The sequence below is a fragment of the Agrococcus jejuensis genome, assembly GCF_007679035.1.
GTDB lineage: Bacteria > Actinomycetota > Actinomycetes > Actinomycetales > Microbacteriaceae > Agrococcus > Agrococcus jejuensis_A.
Window position 1 is genome coordinate 890,608 of sequence record NZ_VEFR01000001.1, and the last position, 14,672, is coordinate 905,279.

Below are 14,672 nucleotides of genomic sequence, written 5' to 3' on the forward strand. Positions count from 1 at the left end.
ATGAAGGTGCTCGGCTGGCTGCTCGGCATCGCGGTTGCCGCCGCGTTGCTCGTCGCGGCATGGCCGCAGACGTTCGGGCTCGAGCAGGCGCCGATCGTGGCGCAGGTCGTGTCGCTGCGCATGGGCGTCGTCGGCATCGCCGCCGTGCTCGCCCTCGTCTTCCTGCTCATGCTCGGCGCGAGGCGCATCCGTCGCTTCGCGGGCGCCGTCGTCGTGCTGCTGCTCGTCTTCATGGTCGCCTCGTCGGGCATCCACCTGAGCCGCGGCGTCGACGACTCGACGGCGGTGGCCGAGGAGGGCGACGTCGTCGTGCTGACGTGGAACACCCTCGGGGATGCGCCGGGCGCCGAGGCGATCGCCGGGGTCGTGCGCGACACGGGCGCCGACGTCGTGATGCTGCCGGAGACCACCATTGAGATGGGCACGGAGGTCGCCGTGCTGCTGGGCGCGGAGGGCAATCCCTTCTTCGCGCTCACGACCGACTTCGCGAACGCCGAGTACGGCGCGCTCAACACGACGATGCTCGTGTCGACGTCGATGGGCACCTACACGGCGCAGCCGTCGGTCGACGTCGGCCAGACGAACACGCTGCCGACCGTCGTCGCGACCCCCGACGACGGCGACGGGCCGATCCTCGTGGCGACGCATCCCGTCGCCCCCATCCCGGCGCAGATGCGCAACTGGCGCGACGACCTCGCGTTCGTCGCGAGCCTGTGCACGCAGGGGCAGTCGATCATCGTGGGCGGCGACTTCAACTCGACGCTCGACCACTGGACGTCGCTCGGCGTCGGCTCGGGCGACCTGGGCACGTGCGTGGATGCGGCGGGCGCCGCGGGCTCGGGGGCGATCGGCACGTGGCCGACGTGGGCGCCGGCGTGGCTGGGCGCGCAGATCGACCACGTCGTGGCCTCCCCCGACTGGCGCGCGGTCGACGCGCAGGTGCTCACGGGCTACGACGACCTGGGCACCGACCACCGCCCGGTCGTCGCGGTGCTCCGCCAGCGCTAGTCGCCGGCGACGGCGGCGAGGCGGTCGACGAGGTCGCGTGCGACGTCGTCCGGCCACGGGAAGAGCGTGGCGGTGCGACGCAGCTCCGCCAGCCCGTGGAGTCCCGCCCACAGCGACGCTGCGGCAGCGCGCGCATCCGCACGGCTGGATGCGCCTGCATCGATGCACTCCTGCACGGCATCCACGACGACCTGGAACGCGTCGAGCCCGAGCTCGCGCAGGCCGGTCGGGTCTCCCTCCCGCATCGCGGCGGCCGCATCCCAGACGCCGCCGAGCATGAGCCGGTACTGCTGCGGGTGCTCGGCGGCGAAGGCCAGGTAGGCGTCGCATGCGCCGCGGAGCCTGCCGAGCGGCTCGTCTCGCGATGCGCGGCCGGCCTCGAGCGCGGCGCGCAGGTCGGCGAACGCGACGTCGACGACCGCGCGAACGATCGCGTCGCGGTCGGCGAAGTGACGATAGATGGCAGGGGCCGTGATGCCCGCCTGCCGCGCGATGGCGCGGAGCGTCACCTGCTCGGCGGCGCGATCGACGAGCAGGGCGTCGGTGGCTCGCAGGATCTCGTCACGCAGGCGCGCACCCTCACCGCGCGGGTTGACGGATCGAGGCGTCGAGGCGGAGGGCATGCCGATCACTATACAAGCGTTCACCGATGAGCTACGCTCGCATCGACAAACACTTGTTTACCGAGAGAGGGGTGCGCCGTGCTCGCCACCGAAGGATCCGACCGCTGCCGTCAGGAGATCGTGCTGCCCGGCGCCGTCCCGCCCCGCGATCTGGTCGTCCGCACGACGTCCCTCGGCGGTGTCGTGGCCGGGCGTGCTCGGCTGCGGATGGAAGCCACGGGAGTGTCGTTCGCCGAGCAGCAGATGCGGCGCGGTCGCTACTACGACCAGCCGCCGTTCCCCTTCGTGCCGGGCTACGACCTGGTCGGCACCGTCGTCGCCGTCGGCGGCGGCGTCGACCCCGCGCTCGTGGGACGGCGAGTCGCTGCCGTCACCAAGGTCGGCGCGTGGGCGAGCATCGTCGACGTGGATGCGCGTGCGCTCCTGCCCGTGCCCGCCGGGCTCGACGCCGCCGAGGTCGAGACGCTCGTCGTGAACGGCATCACCGCGTGGCAGATGCTGCACGAACTCGCGCGCGTGCGCCGCGGCGACACCATCGTGGTGCTCGGCGCGAACGGAGGAGTCGGCTCGACGCTCGTGCAGCTCGCGCGGCACGCCGGCGTGCGCGTGCTCGGCACCGCGGCACCCAGGCATCACGAGCGCGTCGCGAGCCTGGGTGCCGAGCCGGTCGATGCGAACGACCCCGACGCGACGGGTGCCGCCCACGCACGCATCCGCGAGCTCGCCCCCGGGGGCGTGGACGCCGTGCTCGACCACGTCGGCGGCCCGGGGCTCGCTCGCTCGTTCGCGCTGCTCCGCCACGGCGGCACGCTCGTGTCGTATGGCACCGCATCGACGCGCGACGACGTCGGCGGATCCCGCGGACCCGTCCTGCGACTCTTCGCACGCCTCGCAGCGTGGAACGCGTTGCCGAACGGGCGCCGAGCGCGGTTCTACGACCTGTGGGCGGGCAGCAGGCTGCGACCGGGTGCGTTCCATCGCGCCCAGCGCACGGCGTTCGCCGCCGTCGTCGACCTGCTCGCCTCGGGTGCGCTCGCGCCGCAGGTCGCCGCCCGCATCCCGCTGCGCGACGCGGCGACCGCGGTCGAGCTCGCGGAGTCGCGCACGGTCGCAGGCAAGGTGGTCATCGTGCCCGACGAGGCGCGGGACGCATGACGCGCGAGCGTCGTGGCGTCGCGCGCGGAAGGCGCGTCACGCCGGAACGCCTCGCGCGTCCATGGCCTTCTCGACGATCTGCAGGCCCTCGAGGCCCGGGAGCGCCGAGATCTTCGTGTCGAGGTCGCGGATGATCTTGCGGCCGTCGGGGCCGCGGAAGAGATGGGTCATCACGTGCGTGACCTCGTCGTCGGAGTTGATGCCGGAGCCGACGGGCTGCCACACCTTCGACATGACGAAGCGCGTGATGACGCGCGCCTTCTTCGACGCCTCGAGGCGCTTGCGGGCCTGCGTGGCGTAGAAGGCGATGTGCTTCGACTCCTGGATCGCGATGCGCTTCAGCAGCGGCGTGAGCACGGGGTGCGTGACCATCTTCGCGAGGCGGTGGTAGGCGGCGTTCGCCGAGTACTCGTTGGCGGCGCCGTACGTCATGTGCACGGCGACGAAGTCGTGGCCGACGACGTTGCCGAGCAGCGACTGCTTGATGGGGTCGAGGCGGTCCTTCCACCCGAGCTTCACGCGGCGAGCCTTGAGCACGTCGTAGTCGACCGTGATGTCGTGCTTCGCGAGCACGGCGGCGAGCGCCTCGCCGTGCCAGAACTCCTCGCGGTTCCACATCGTCATGAAGGCGCCCACCTCGGGCTCCTTGTGCGACGGCGTCGTGAGCAGGTCTCGCAGATAGCAGACCGTGTGGTACTCGACGTCGCACATGTAGCGCAGCGTGCGCAGCGTCGGCTCGTCGAGCGGCTGCTCGTCGAACACGTCGAGATCGAGGTCGCCCCATTCGACGCCCTCGGACTGCTTCGTGTACCTGTCGATGTCGAAGGCCATGTGCGGTCTCGCCCGTTCCCCTCTAGATGATGCGGTGCCCGCGCTACGCGGACGCCTCCGGGATGGTTCGGAGCAGCGACCGCGAACGGACTGCCGGACCTCGACGCCAGCGTACCGACGTCCACCCACGACGATCCGCCTCGGTGGCGAGCCGCGAGTCCGGGTTGACGGCCGTCGGCGAGCCGACGAGCTGCAGCCACTCCAGGTCGGCGTGGCTGTCGCCGTAGCCGTACGACGCCGACAGGTCGGCGCCGTGCTCGTCGGCGTACTGCGCGAGCCACGACGCGCGCGCCTCGTCGACGAGCGGCGGCGTCGCGAGGTAGCCGGTGAGGCGACCGTCGCGCTCGTGCATGCTGCCGGCGACGACCTCGTCGAACAGCGCTGCGACAGGGGCGGCGAGGCGGTCGAACGAGCCGGTGACGAGCACGGTGCGGTGGCCGGCGGCGCGGTGCTGCAGCACGCGCTCGATCGCGTCCGCGCTCGCGTGCGACAGCATCCGGTCGCGGTAGCCGCTGCCCTGCACGATGCGCTCGAGGCGCTCGACCGACACGCCCTCGTAGCGGCGCATGAACTCGCGGATGAACTCGCCGCGGTCGCGGCGCTCGGCCGCGAGGTAGCGGGGCACGTCGCGCAGCATGCGCACGACCTCGGCCGGGTACGCGGTGCGGCGCACGCCGTTCGTGCGCACCCAGAGGTACTGCTCGACGATGTTGGAGTCGACGAGCGTGCCCTCGAGGTCGAACACGGCGAGCACGTCGGAGCGCTGCGGCAGGCCGGCGGCCGCCTGGACGATCGCAGCCTTCGCCTGCTCGCGGCGGCGGGCCGAGAACGAGGTCGCGAGCTCGGTCACGGCGGGCAGGTGCACGTCCTGCAGGTAGTGGTCCCAGTCGATCGCCGTGATGTCGAACCCGCGGTCGGCGGCGATCTCGGCGGGCAGGGAGGCGTGCAGCGCCTTGGTGTTGGCGTCGTCGAAGATGATCTCCGACTGCACGTAGACCTTGTAGAGCGCGATGAACTGGCGCAGGCGACCGATGTCGCGCACGGCCTTGTCGGTCGACGTCTTCCAGCGACGCGTCTGGTCGGTGGTCGGGAGCACGCCGAGGGCGCTCTGGGCTGCCGTCACGAGGCGCTGCTGCTGCGCGAGACGGCGGTCGACCCGCATGCCGCCCGGGAACGTCCAGTCGGGCACGATCACGGGAGCGTCGCCCTGCTGCATGGGGTGCGCCGTGAAGTAGGTCCGCACGGCCTCGAAGATCTCGTGGTACGGCAGCGGATTCGAACGGCCCGACGCCACCTGGTAGTAGGCGGGGCTGCCGGCGGGCGGCGGCTGCGTCGCCGCCGCGATCGCCGCGTTCACGACGTGGTCGACGGGGATGACGTCGAGCACCGAGTCGGGCGAGCCGGGGAACTCGGGCAGCTGGCCCTTGCCGTAGGCGACGATGAGCGGGTCGGCGACCTTGAAGCCGTCGATCCAGCCCGGGTACGGGTGCTGCGCGGCCGACTCGATGATCGACGGGCGCACGATCGACAGGCGGCGCTGGGCGCCCCACAGCTGCTCGGCGGCCCGCTCCGCGAAGGCCTTCGTGAGCGTGTAGACGTCGGTCCAGCCGAGGCTCTGCGCGCGGGTGCGACCGGCCTCGACGAGCTGCTCGGTGACCCAGGCGCGTCGCGCCTCCTCGCTCGCGGAGGCGACGGCGAGCGGACCGGCCTTGCCGTGCTCGGCGCGCGCCGCGTCGAGGAAGCCCGTGAGCAGCTCGGGCATGCGCGACTGCAGCTCGACGCGTTCGCGCGCCTGCCGAGCCGCCTTGTGCTCGAGACGCCAGTCGACGTCGTGCTCGAGGCTCTGCTCGAGCGCGACGCCCTTGCGCAGGCCGCCGACGTAGCAGGTGGAGATGTGCACGACGTGCGGGTCGGCGCCCGTGGCCAGCACGGCCTCGTACAGGCCCACGGCGCCGCCGAGGTTCGTGTCGAACGACTCGTCGATCGGCGGGTCGAACGAGACGCTCGCCGCGGAGTGGATGACGACGTCGAGCCCCGCGGGCAGCGGCGCGACCTCGTCGAGCCCCGAGTCGATGACCGTGATGCGCGTGCCGATCGCGGCATCCGCGACCTCGTCGCCGACCTTCGCACGCCAGGCGTCGAAGACGGGCTTGCGCAGCAGCGCTGCCGCGCGGTCCTCGGCGGTCTCGGCGCCCTTGCCGCGCACGAGGATCGCGATCGTCGTGTCGGGGAACGTGCTCAGCAGTCGCTCGAGGATGGCCTGGCCGACGAATCCCGTCGCTCCGGTCAGGAGGACGTGGGCGTCACCGAGGTCGTGCGGCTTCGTGGTGGTCATGCGACCAGCCTGGCAGCCAGACGGTCCGCTGTCGCATCCATGCCCGGCAGGGCGGCGACGCGGTCGCGGACGCGCTCGAGCGCGAGGCGTCCCTGGGCGCCGGCGAAGGTGAGGCGCTCGAGCAGGTGCCGGGCGCGCGCGGGCACGTGGATGGCGCCGATGGGCCATGCGCCGCCGAGGATCGCGCGCCGCGAGAGGCGGCGAGCGCGCGCCGACTCGGCGAGGCGGCGCTCGGCCTCCTGGCCGAGGAAGTCGAGGTGGCGCGACTGCACGTCGTCGACGATGCCGGCGAGCACGTCGATCGTCGCGTGCCTCGCGTGGCGCGCCAGGGCGCCGAAGGCTTCGCCGATGATCCACTCGTCGACGAGCCCGGTGGATGCGTGCACCGCGATGACGTCGGTGCCCGTGAGGTTCGCGATGATCGCTCGGCGCACGGGACCCCGACGCTCGGCGAGCTCGCGCGGACGGAAGCGCGCTCTGCCGTGCAGCTCGGTCGGGTGGTCGTGGGCGTCGAGGATCGCGCGCAGCGCGTCGGCGATCCAGAAGCGCTCGTACGCCCACGTCACGAGGAACGCCGTCACGCGAGCGTCCTTGTGGGTCGCGGTCACGAGCATGTCGCGCAGCCGGCCCATCGTCGCGGCCTCGACGTGGTGCAGCACGGCGACGAGGCGCAGGGAGACGTCGTCGAGGGGTGCGTCGACGAAGGCGGCGAGGTCGAGGGCGTCGCGGTGGCTGCCGCGCGCGTCGCGCGCGAAGGCACGGACGTCGAAGGCCCGCTCGGGGGCGGTGGTGCGGCTCATCGTCTCGACGATACCGGCGTGCGCATGGCCCGTCGGTGCTGCGCCGCGCCGCGCGTCGCCGCGGATATGGTGGGGCGCATGCGTGCGCTCGTCACCGGTGCGTCCTCCGGCATCGGAGCCGCCTTCGCGCGTGCCCTCGCCGCCCGAGGTCACGATCTCGTCCTCGTCGCTCGCGACCGATCGCGGCTCGAGGCCATGGCGGCCGAGCTGCCCGTCGACGTCGAGGTGCTGCCCGCCGACCTCGCGCTGCGCGACGAGCAGGAGCGCGTCGCCGATCGCATCGCCTCCGAGGCCTCCCCCATCGGCATGGTCGTGACGTGTGCCGGATTCGGCATGCACGCGCAGATCCTCAGCGAGGACCCCGCCGAGCACGACCGCGCGTGGGAGGTCATGGGGCGCGCGACGCAGCGGCTCGCCGCCGCGGCGGCGCGCACGATGCGACCGCGCGGCGAGGGCGCGATCGTCACGGTCTCCTCGACCGCCGGCCTCACGGCCATGGGCGCGTACGCCGCGATCAAGGCCTGGGTCACGACGATGACCGAGGGCCTCGCGAACGAGCTGCACGGCTCGGGCGTCACCGTCACGGCGCTGCTGCCGGGCTGGGTGCGCACCGAGTTCCACCAGCGCGCGGGCATGGCCGCCTCCGGCCTGCCCGACGTGCTGTGGCTCGAGCCCGACGCCGTCGTGGCCGCATGTCTGCGCGACGTCGATCGCGGCAAGGTGCTCTCCATACCCAGCGTTCGGTACAAGGCCTTCGCGGGATTGCTGCGGATCATGCCGAGGTCCGGCGTGCGGGCAGTGTCGCGTGCTTTGCGATCCCGGCGCGATCGGTAGGGTCGACGGGTGGCAGACGCCCCGCACCATCGCGACCGCTTCGACTCGAAGGCGCATGAGGTCGCTCGCTTCGGCGCGCAACGCGGCGTCCTGAAGTCCGCCGTGCACGCCACCGTGACGCTCACGGCCGTCGACGCGGAGAAGGCCGCAGCCCTCGAGGGCAAGCCCTTCATCCTCGTCGCCAACCACTCGAGCCATCTCGACGCGCCGTCGATCCTCTCGGCGCTGCCCTGGCGCATCGCCAAGACGCTCGCGATCGGCGCCGCCGCCGACTACTTCTTCGACGTGTGGTGGCGCCGCGGCCTCACCGCGCTGTTCTTCAACGCGTTCCCCGTGCAGCGCTCCGGCCGCCGCAAGCAGGTCGTCTCGGCGCGCAGCCTGCTCGAGCGCGGGATCCCCGTGCTGCTGTTCCCCGAGGGCACGCGCTCGAAGTCGGGCCGCATGGCGCACTTCCGCCCCGGCTCCGCCGCGCTCGCGACGACCCTCGGCGTGCCGATCCTGCCGGTGGCGCTCATCGGCGCGCATCACGCGCATCCCCGCGGCTCGTCGTGGCCGAAGCCGGGGCGCCTGCCCGTGACGGTCGTCTTCGGCGACCCGATCGCACCCATCGAGGGCGAGAACGCCCGTGACCTCACCGCCCGCGTGCAGGCGGAGGTCGTGAGACTCGTGACCGTCCATGGCGGTCCTGACGCGAAGGAGCTGCCCGCATGACCGTCGAGCACATGAAGTGGTGGGGCTGGGGCCGTGAGGGCGTCGGATTCCACTTCGAGGACAAGCCCGCGTTCGCGCCGTTCGTCGAGCACGCCGTCGGCCTCGACCTGCACTCGGCGCCCGCCGTCGACGTGCCGTCGTTCGAGGACATCGACGTGCCCGCGTCGCAGGCGCCCGACGCGCTCCTGGGCGAGCTGCGCGGCGCGATCGGCGACGAGCACGTCGTGCTCGACGACCTCGACCGCGTCGTGCACACCTACGGCAAGTCGATCCGCGACCTCATCCGCGTGCGCGCCGGCATCCTGCCCCGCATCCCCGACGTCGTCGCCTACCCGGGCGACGAGGACGACGTGACGCGCATCGTGCAGGTGGCGAGCGCCGCGAACGCCGTGCTCATCCCCTTCGGCGGCGGCTCGAACATCGCGGGCAGCCTCGAGCCGACCGCGTCCGAGACGCGCCCGATCATCTCGGTCGACATGGGGCGCATGCGCCTGCTCGTCGACATCGACGAGCCCGCGCAGATCGCCCGCATCCAGGCGGGCGCGCTCGGGCCCGACCTCGAGGCGCAGCTCAACGCCAAGGGCTGGACGCTCGGCCACTTCCCCGACTCGTTCACGCACTCGACGCTCGGCGGCTGGGTCGCGACGCGCTCGAGCGGCATGCAGTCCGACAAGTACGGCGACATCGCCGAGATCACGCGCGGCCTGCGCGTCGTGCGCCCCGACGGCACCCTCGTCATCCGTGCGATGCCCAACGCATCCACGGGTCCGAGCGTGCGCGAGATGGTGCTCGGCTCCGAGGGCCGCCTCGGCATCATCACCGAGGTGTCGGTGCAGGTGCACCGCGTGCCCGAGGAGCGCGTCATCCACGCGTACTTCTTCCCCAGGTGGAACGTGGCGCTCGGCGCGATGCAGGCCATCGCGGCGTCCGACGCGGCACCGTCGATCACGCGCGTGTCGGATGCGCGCGAGACGGCGTTCTCGATGTCGACGAGCAAGGTGCGCACGGGCACGTCGCGCATCCTCGCCGAGGAGGTGCTGCCCAGGATCATGAAGTCCAAGGGCTGGGACCTCGACGAGATCTGCATGTCGTTCATCGGCTACGAGGGCTCCCCCGCCCACGTGCGCAGGCAGCGCGCCGCGGTCGAGAAGATCGTCAAGGCGTACGGCGGCATGGGCGTGGGCACCGGCCCCGGCGTCCTCTACGACCAGAAGAAGTTCGACACGCCCTACCTGCGCGACTTCCTGCTCGACCGAGGTGCCGTCGCCGACGTCTCCGAGACCGTCGCGCCCTGGTCGCGCCTGCTCGAGCTCTACGACGCGACGGTCGCGTCGGCGAACGCCGCCTACGAGCGGATCGGCCAGCCCGGCTGGATCATGTGCCACCTGTCGCACTCGTACCACTCGGGCGCGTGCCTGTACTTCACGTTCGCGTGGGTCGCGGGCGGCGACGAGATCACCGAGTACGAGACGGTGAAGTCGGCCATCCAGCAGTCGTTCGTCGACCACGGCGGCGCGATCTCGCATCACCACGGCGTCGGCTTCGAGCACGCGCCGTGGCTCGAGCAGGACATCTCGGCGGAGGGCGTCACGGTCATGCGCGGCCTCTTCGCCGCCTCCGACCCGCAGCGCATCCTCAACCCGGGCGCGATCGTCGCCGACTGAGGGCTCGGCCTGCGCGTCCGGTCAGCGGGCGCGCAGGCGGTCGATCGCCGCGAGCACCTCGTCGAGGGTCTCGCGGGACTCGAGGCTCGAGAAGTGGCCGGCGGCGCGCAGCCGCACGACCTCCGAGCCCACGAGCGGCGCGTGCGCCGGCACGTGGGGGTCCCATGCGGGCACGAGCTCGACGATGCTCGCGTTCGCCGCCGTCTCGGCCGCGAGCGCCACGAGCGCGGGCGAGCCGTCGCGCAGCTCGGTCAGCGACCGCCACCACGGCACGAGCCGAGCCCTCGTGGTGCCCTCGAAGGGCGTCGCGATCGCCACGAGCCCCACGAGCCGCGCGCCGGCGGGCGTCGTGCCTGCGATGGCGTCGCGCGCCCAGTCGACGACCACCTGCTTGCCCGTGAGCCCGCCCTTCGAGTGGGCGACGAGCACGACGTCGCCGTGGAGGTCGTCGATCGCCGCCCGCACGAGCGGCACGGCGTCGACGAAGGGCGCGAGGTTCCATCCGAGCGCGGGCACGGCGCGCACGCCGAGGCCGCGCGCCGCGAGTCGGCGCGCGAGCGGCTCGAGGTAGCGCCACGGCTCCCACACGCCGGGGAGCAGCACGACGGTGACCCCGCCGGAGGGCGCCGGCACGTCGAACGGCGTCGTGCGGCGCACGAACGCCCGTGCCTGTCCGCGCGTCGCATCCAGGTAGTCCCGCGCCCACGTCGCAGCACGACCGAGCAGACGACGCATCAGGCGTCCGACCGGGTCGTGACGAGCTCGGCGGCGACCTGCGTGCGCATGGAGTGGCCGACCGCGACGACCGACGCGATGCCGAGGTCGCGCACGACCGCCGCGACGTGATCGGCGCACTCGGGCATCGACGCCTGTCGCGTCGGATCCGGCGACCCCCCGAAGCCGGGCACGTCGATCGCGACGGCGTCGTCCTCGCCGCGGCGATGCTCGCTGCGGGTCGCGCCCCGTCGGCCACGACTCTCGGCGCGCCACGCACGCCTGCCCGCCCGCAGTCGATCCCCCACGCCCCGATCGTAGATGGGCGTCGCGCACGATGCGGTGCGAGGATGGATGCCATGAGCGAGACGCAGACGACCGCAGCCGAGACCACCGCGGAGCCGCAGGCCGGCGAGCGCAACGCCGGCCGGTCGACGACGCCGCTGTCGAGCCGATTCGTCGAGCACGTGCAGCAGGGCTGGGCCGACCGCGAGGAGGTACTGCCCGAGCCGCGTGCCGCCGCCGCCGAGGCCGCCGCCCGCCGAGCCGCCCTCTCGGCGAAGCACGCGGGCGCCCGCATCGTCGTGCCAGCGGGCCCGCGCAAGCAGCGCTCGAACGACACCGACTACCCGTACCGCGCAGCCCCGGACTTCGCGATCCTCACGGGCTGGGGCGCCGACGCCGAGCCCGACTCGGTGCTCGTGCTCGAGCCGACGGACGATGGCCACGAGGCGACGCTGTACTTCCGGCAGCCCGCCGGCCGCGACACGACGGAGTTCTTCGCGGACGCCGAGATCGGCGAGTTCTGGATCGGCGCACGCCCGTCGCTCGCGCACGTCGCCGCCGACCTCGGCGTCGCGACGAAGGACCTCGCCGACCTCGACGCCGTGCTCGACGACGCCTCCGTGCCCGTGCTCGTGACGAGCGAGGGCGACCCCGAGGTGGCGGGGAGGCTCGGCGAGTACGCCAACGCCTCCGCGGACGGCATCGACGTCGTCGGCCGCGACCTCGCGGAGCTGCGCCTGGTGAAGAGCGCGTGGGAGATCGCCGAGGTGCAGCGCGCCGTCGACGCCACGAAGGCCGGCTTCGAGGACGTCATCCGCGACCTCGACGCCGCCCGCGCCCACGCGCGCGGCGAGCGCGTCGTCGAGGGCACGTTCCACCGCCGCGCGCGCATCGACGGCAACGCCGTCGGCTACGACACGATCGCGGCGTCGGGCGCGCACGCGTGCATCCTGCACTGGACGCGCAACGACGGCGCCGTGCGCGACGGCGACCTCATCCTGCTCGACGCCGGCGTCGAGGTCGACAGCCTCTACACGGCCGACATCACCCGCACGCTGCCGATCTCGGGCACCTTCACGCCCGTGCAGCGCAAGGTCTACGAGGCCGTGCTCGAGGCCGCCGACGCCGCCTTCGCCGTCGCCCGGCCCGGCATCGTCTTCAAGGAGATCCACGCCGCGGCCATGGAGGTCATCGCACGCCGCAGCGCCGAGTGGGGCCTGCTGCCGATGAGCGCCGAGGAGTCGCTCGAGCCCGAGAACCAGCTGCACCGCCGCTGGATGGTGCACGGCACGAGCCACCACCTCGGCCTCGACGTGCACGACTGCGCCCAGGCGCGTCGCGACTTCTACCACGACGGCATCGTCGAGGAGGGGATGGTCTTCACGATCGAGCCCGGCCTCTACTTCCAGCCCGACGATCTCACGGTGCCCGAGGAGCTGCGCGGCATCGGCGTGCGCATCGAGGACGACGTCGTCGTGACCGCCGACGGCGTGCGCAACCTCTCGGGCAGCATCCCGCGCACGGTCGACGAGGTCGAGGCGTGGATGGCGTCGCTGCGCGCGTGACCCGCGACCGCTAGAGCGTCACGAGCGCGACGGCGATCACGAGCATGACCACGGCGATGCCGGCGTCGAGGATGCGCCAGGCGCGCTCGGTGCGCATGATCGGCGCGAGGAACCTGGCGCCGTAGCCGAAGCCGACGAACCAGATGGCGGACGCGACGAGGCCGCCGACGAGGAACGACCATCGCGCGTCGCCGTGCGTCGCGGCGATCGACCCCATGACGAGCGTCGTCTCGATGAGCGCGTGCGGGTTGAGCCACGTGAGCGCGAGGATCGTGAGCACGGCCGTGCGGCGCGACGTGCGCTGCCGCACGGCGACGCCGCCCGCGCCCGCTGCCGTCTCGTCGGGTGCCGCGACGAGCGAGCCCCCTCCCCGCCACGCGCGACGCGCGCAGACGAACGCGTAGCCGACGAGGAAGATCGCGCCCGCCCAGCGGGCGACGCCGTCGAGCCACGGCACGTGCGTCACGAGCACGCCCACGCCCGCGACGCCCGCCGTCTGCAGCACGATCTCGCTCGCGATGCATGCGATGACGATGGCGCCGACATGCTCGCGGCGGATGCCCTGGCGCAGCACGTAGGAGTTCTGCGCCCCGATCGAGATGATGAGCCCGAGGCAGATGGCGAGTCCGGCGAGGAAGGCGGCGAAGGAGAGCACGCGTCGACGCTACGGCCGCTCGACCTGCAGCACCAGCGCACGTTCCTGCATGACCTGAAGCGGCGCTTCAGGTAGCGTCGAGCCATGGAGCTGCCTCGCGATCTGCTGCGCACCCTCGTCGCGGCCGTCGACGCCGGCACGCTCGACGGCGCCGCGCACGCGCTCGCCCTCACGCCCTCCGCGGTCAGCCAGCGCATCCGCGCCCTCGAGCGCCAGCTCGGCCGCGTGCTGCTCACCCGCACGCGCCCCGTGCGGCCCACGCCCGACGGCACCGTGCTGCTCCGGCTCGGCAGGCAGCTCGCGCTGCTCGAGCACGAGGCGCTCGCCGAGCTCGGCGCCGAGCAGGGCACGGCCACCATGCGGCTCGGCGTCAACGCCGACTCGCTCGCGAGCTGGTTCCTGCCCGCCGTCGCGGCAGTCGCATCCGACCACGACGTCGTCGTCGAGCTGCACCGCGAGGACCAGGAGCGCACGGCGGCCCTGCTCGAGTCCGGCACCGTCATGGGTGCCGTGACGGCGCAGCGCGAGCCCGTGCCCGGCTGCGTCTCCTCCCCCATCGGCGGCATGCGCTACGTCGCCGCCGCGAGCCCTGCGTTCGCCGAGCGCTGGCTGCCCGACGGCGGCACGGCCGCCGAGCTCGCGCGCGCGCCCTACGTCGACTTCGACGACTCCGACGTGCTGCAGGCGCGGCACCTCGCCGCGCGCGGCGTCACGGGCACGCCGCCGCGCCACCTCGTGTCGGCATCGGCCGAGTTCGGTCACGCGATCGAGCTGGGCCTCGGCTGGGGCATGCTGCTGCCGTCGCAGCTCGAGTCGGGCGCGTTCGTCGCGCTCGACGGCGATCCCATCGACGTGCCGCTGCACTGGCAGCGGTGGAACCTGTCGTCGACGCTGCTCGACGCCATCACGGACGCCGTCGTCGCGGCCGCCAAGGAGGCGACCGACATCGTCGCTACGCCTGCGGCGACTCGGGCGCCGGGGCCACGGGCACCTCGGCGGGCGTCGTGACCGGCGCAGCCGCGGCGCGCTGGCCGATGACGTGCATCGTCTTGCCCGCGATCTCCTGCGGCGCGACGATGTCGTAGCGCGTCGCCATGACCTGCTGCACGCTCGAGAACTCGCGGCGCTTGCGCGTCATCGCGTGCGTCACGATCGCGAGGATGATGCCCATCGCGGCGCCCAGCAGCGGCAGGATGAACGCCGACTGCAACGACTCCGGCATGAGCAGGTAGATCGCCAGCCCGAAGAAGACGCCGAACATGAGCCCGCGCACCATGCCGTTGAACGCGACCTTGCCCCACGTGAGGCGCCCCATGACGCGCTCGACGAGCTTGAGGTCGTTGCCGACGATCGCGAGCCCGCGGATCTCCGCCTCAGCCTCCGAAACCTTGTTCACCGCAGCCTGCGCCTCGGCGTAGGTGGGGAACGACGCCACGACGACGCCATCGGGCAGACGCTGCTCGCCGCGATCGGAGGGCTGGAGGATGCTCAC

15 protein-coding genes are annotated in these 14,672 nt (G+C 72.8%); 7 read left to right on the top strand and 8 right to left on the bottom strand.

Features of this window, described 5'->3' with window-relative positions:
- Complete coding sequence (locus FS793_RS04270) at positions 1-1,008, top strand: endonuclease/exonuclease/phosphatase family protein (RefSeq protein WP_144718899.1); 1,008 nt, start codon at positions 1-3, stop codon at positions 1,006-1,008.
- Here the strand turns inward: FS793_RS04270 and FS793_RS04275 are convergent.
- Positions 1,005-1,631, bottom strand: coding sequence for a TetR/AcrR family transcriptional regulator (locus FS793_RS04275; RefSeq protein WP_144718901.1), 627 nt, complete (start codon positions 1,629-1,631; stop codon positions 1,005-1,007). The genes FS793_RS04270 and FS793_RS04275 overlap by 4 nt on opposite strands.
- Before the next feature lie 183 nt (positions 1,632-1,814).
- Between FS793_RS04275 and FS793_RS04280 the strand changes: the two genes are divergently transcribed.
- Positions 1,815-2,786, top strand: coding sequence for a zinc-binding dehydrogenase (locus FS793_RS04280; RefSeq protein ID WP_260980068.1), 972 nt, complete (start codon positions 1,815-1,817; stop codon positions 2,784-2,786).
- Positions 2,787-2,822: 36 nt separating this feature from the next.
- Here FS793_RS04280 and FS793_RS04285 read toward each other — a convergent pair whose 3' ends face one another.
- The 3 genes from FS793_RS04285 to FS793_RS04295 are packed head-to-tail and all read right to left on the bottom strand — an operon-like array spanning position 2,823 to position 6,752.
- The gene (locus FS793_RS04285; protein ID WP_144718905.1) at positions 2,823-3,617 is read right to left on the bottom strand and encodes a ferritin-like domain-containing protein; all 795 of its coding nucleotides are present in this window, start codon (positions 3,615-3,617) and stop codon (positions 2,823-2,825) included.
- 43 nt (positions 3,618-3,660) lie between these two features.
- Positions 3,661-5,952 (bottom strand): HAD-IB family hydrolase, encoded by a 2,292-nt coding sequence (locus FS793_RS04290; RefSeq protein WP_144718907.1) that lies wholly within the window; start codon positions 5,950-5,952, stop codon positions 3,661-3,663.
- The gene (locus FS793_RS04295; RefSeq protein ID WP_144718909.1) at positions 5,949-6,752 is read right to left on the bottom strand and encodes a glutaminyl-peptide cyclotransferase; all 804 of its coding nucleotides are present in this window, start codon (positions 6,750-6,752) and stop codon (positions 5,949-5,951) included. The genes FS793_RS04290 and FS793_RS04295 overlap by 4 nt, the downstream gene beginning before the upstream one ends.
- Before the next feature lie 78 nt (positions 6,753-6,830).
- Here FS793_RS04295 and FS793_RS04300 point away from each other — a divergent pair, with 78 nt between their 5' ends.
- The 3 genes from FS793_RS04300 to FS793_RS04310 are packed head-to-tail and all read left to right on the top strand — an operon-like array spanning position 6,831 to position 9,961.
- Positions 6,831-7,586, top strand: coding sequence for an SDR family NAD(P)-dependent oxidoreductase (locus FS793_RS04300; RefSeq protein WP_144718911.1), 756 nt, complete (start codon positions 6,831-6,833; stop codon positions 7,584-7,586).
- A gap of 9 nt (positions 7,587-7,595) precedes the next feature.
- Positions 7,596-8,297 carry a lysophospholipid acyltransferase family protein gene (locus tag FS793_RS04305; protein ID WP_144718913.1) on the top strand — a complete coding sequence of 234 codons (702 nt, stop codon included), beginning with the start codon at positions 7,596-7,598 and terminating at the stop codon, positions 8,295-8,297.
- Positions 8,294-9,961, top strand: a complete 1,668-nt coding sequence (locus FS793_RS04310) for an FAD-binding oxidoreductase (protein WP_144718915.1) — start codon at positions 8,294-8,296, stop codon at positions 9,959-9,961. The genes FS793_RS04305 and FS793_RS04310 overlap by 4 nt, the downstream gene beginning before the upstream one ends.
- Before the next feature lie 21 nt (positions 9,962-9,982).
- Here the strand turns inward: FS793_RS04310 and FS793_RS04315 are convergent, their stop codons facing one another.
- Positions 9,983-10,696: an esterase/lipase family protein gene (locus FS793_RS04315; RefSeq protein WP_144718917.1), complete on the bottom strand. Its 714-nt coding sequence runs from the start codon at positions 10,694-10,696 to the stop codon at positions 9,983-9,985.
- A complete protein-coding gene (locus tag FS793_RS04320) occupies positions 10,696-10,983 on the bottom strand; it encodes an alpha/beta fold hydrolase (RefSeq protein WP_144718919.1) in 288 nt (95 codons plus the stop codon). Before FS793_RS04320 ends, FS793_RS04315 begins: the two co-directional genes overlap by 1 nt.
- A gap of 51 nt (positions 10,984-11,034) precedes the next feature.
- On the opposite strand from FS793_RS04320, the gene FS793_RS04325 reads away from it, so the two are divergent.
- A complete protein-coding gene (locus FS793_RS04325; protein WP_186329315.1) occupies positions 11,035-12,525 on the top strand; it encodes an aminopeptidase P family protein in 1,491 nt (496 codons plus the stop codon).
- Between the two features lie 10 nt (positions 12,526-12,535).
- On the opposite strand, the gene FS793_RS04330 is transcribed toward FS793_RS04325, so the two are convergent.
- Positions 12,536-13,180, bottom strand: coding sequence for a LysE/ArgO family amino acid transporter (locus tag FS793_RS04330; protein ID WP_144718923.1), 645 nt, complete (start codon positions 13,178-13,180; stop codon positions 12,536-12,538).
- 84 nt (positions 13,181-13,264) lie between these two features.
- Here FS793_RS04330 and FS793_RS04335 point away from each other — a divergent pair, with 84 nt between their 5' ends.
- Positions 13,265-14,188 (top strand): LysR family transcriptional regulator ArgP, encoded by a 924-nt coding sequence (locus tag FS793_RS04335; RefSeq protein WP_144718925.1) that lies wholly within the window; start codon positions 13,265-13,267, stop codon positions 14,186-14,188.
- Here the strand turns inward: FS793_RS04335 and FS793_RS04340 are convergent.
- A complete protein-coding gene (locus FS793_RS04340; protein WP_144718927.1) occupies positions 14,133-14,672 on the bottom strand; it encodes a general stress protein in 540 nt (179 codons plus the stop codon). The genes FS793_RS04335 and FS793_RS04340 overlap by 56 nt on opposite strands.

Bases quoted from the DNA above. Each gene is read 5' to 3' on its own strand.
- FS793_RS04315 (WP_144718917.1), bottom strand. From the start codon at position 10,696: ATGCGTCGTCTGCTCGGTCGTGCTGCGACGTGGGCGCGGGACTACCTG.
- FS793_RS04270 (WP_144718899.1), top strand. From the start codon at position 1: ATGAAGGTGCTCGGCTGGCTGCTCGGCATCGCGGTTGCCGCCGCGTTG.
- FS793_RS04325 (WP_186329315.1), top strand. From the start codon at position 11,035: ATGAGCGAGACGCAGACGACCGCAGCCGAGACCACCGCGGAGCCGCAG.
- FS793_RS04300 (WP_144718911.1), top strand. From the start codon at position 6,831: ATGCGTGCGCTCGTCACCGGTGCGTCCTCCGGCATCGGAGCCGCCTTC.
- FS793_RS04295 (WP_144718909.1), bottom strand. From the start codon at position 6,752: ATGAGCCGCACCACCGCCCCCGAGCGGGCCTTCGACGTCCGTGCCTTC.
- FS793_RS04335 (WP_144718925.1), top strand. From the start codon at position 13,265: ATGGAGCTGCCTCGCGATCTGCTGCGCACCCTCGTCGCGGCCGTCGAC.
- FS793_RS04275 (WP_144718901.1), bottom strand. From the start codon at position 1,631: ATGCCCTCCGCCTCGACGCCTCGATCCGTCAACCCGCGCGGTGAGGGT.
- FS793_RS04290 (WP_144718907.1), bottom strand. From the start codon at position 5,952: ATGACCACCACGAAGCCGCACGACCTCGGTGACGCCCACGTCCTCCTG.
- FS793_RS04310 (WP_144718915.1), top strand. From the start codon at position 8,294: ATGACCGTCGAGCACATGAAGTGGTGGGGCTGGGGCCGTGAGGGCGTC.
- FS793_RS04285 (WP_144718905.1), bottom strand. From the start codon at position 3,617: ATGGCCTTCGACATCGACAGGTACACGAAGCAGTCCGAGGGCGTCGAA.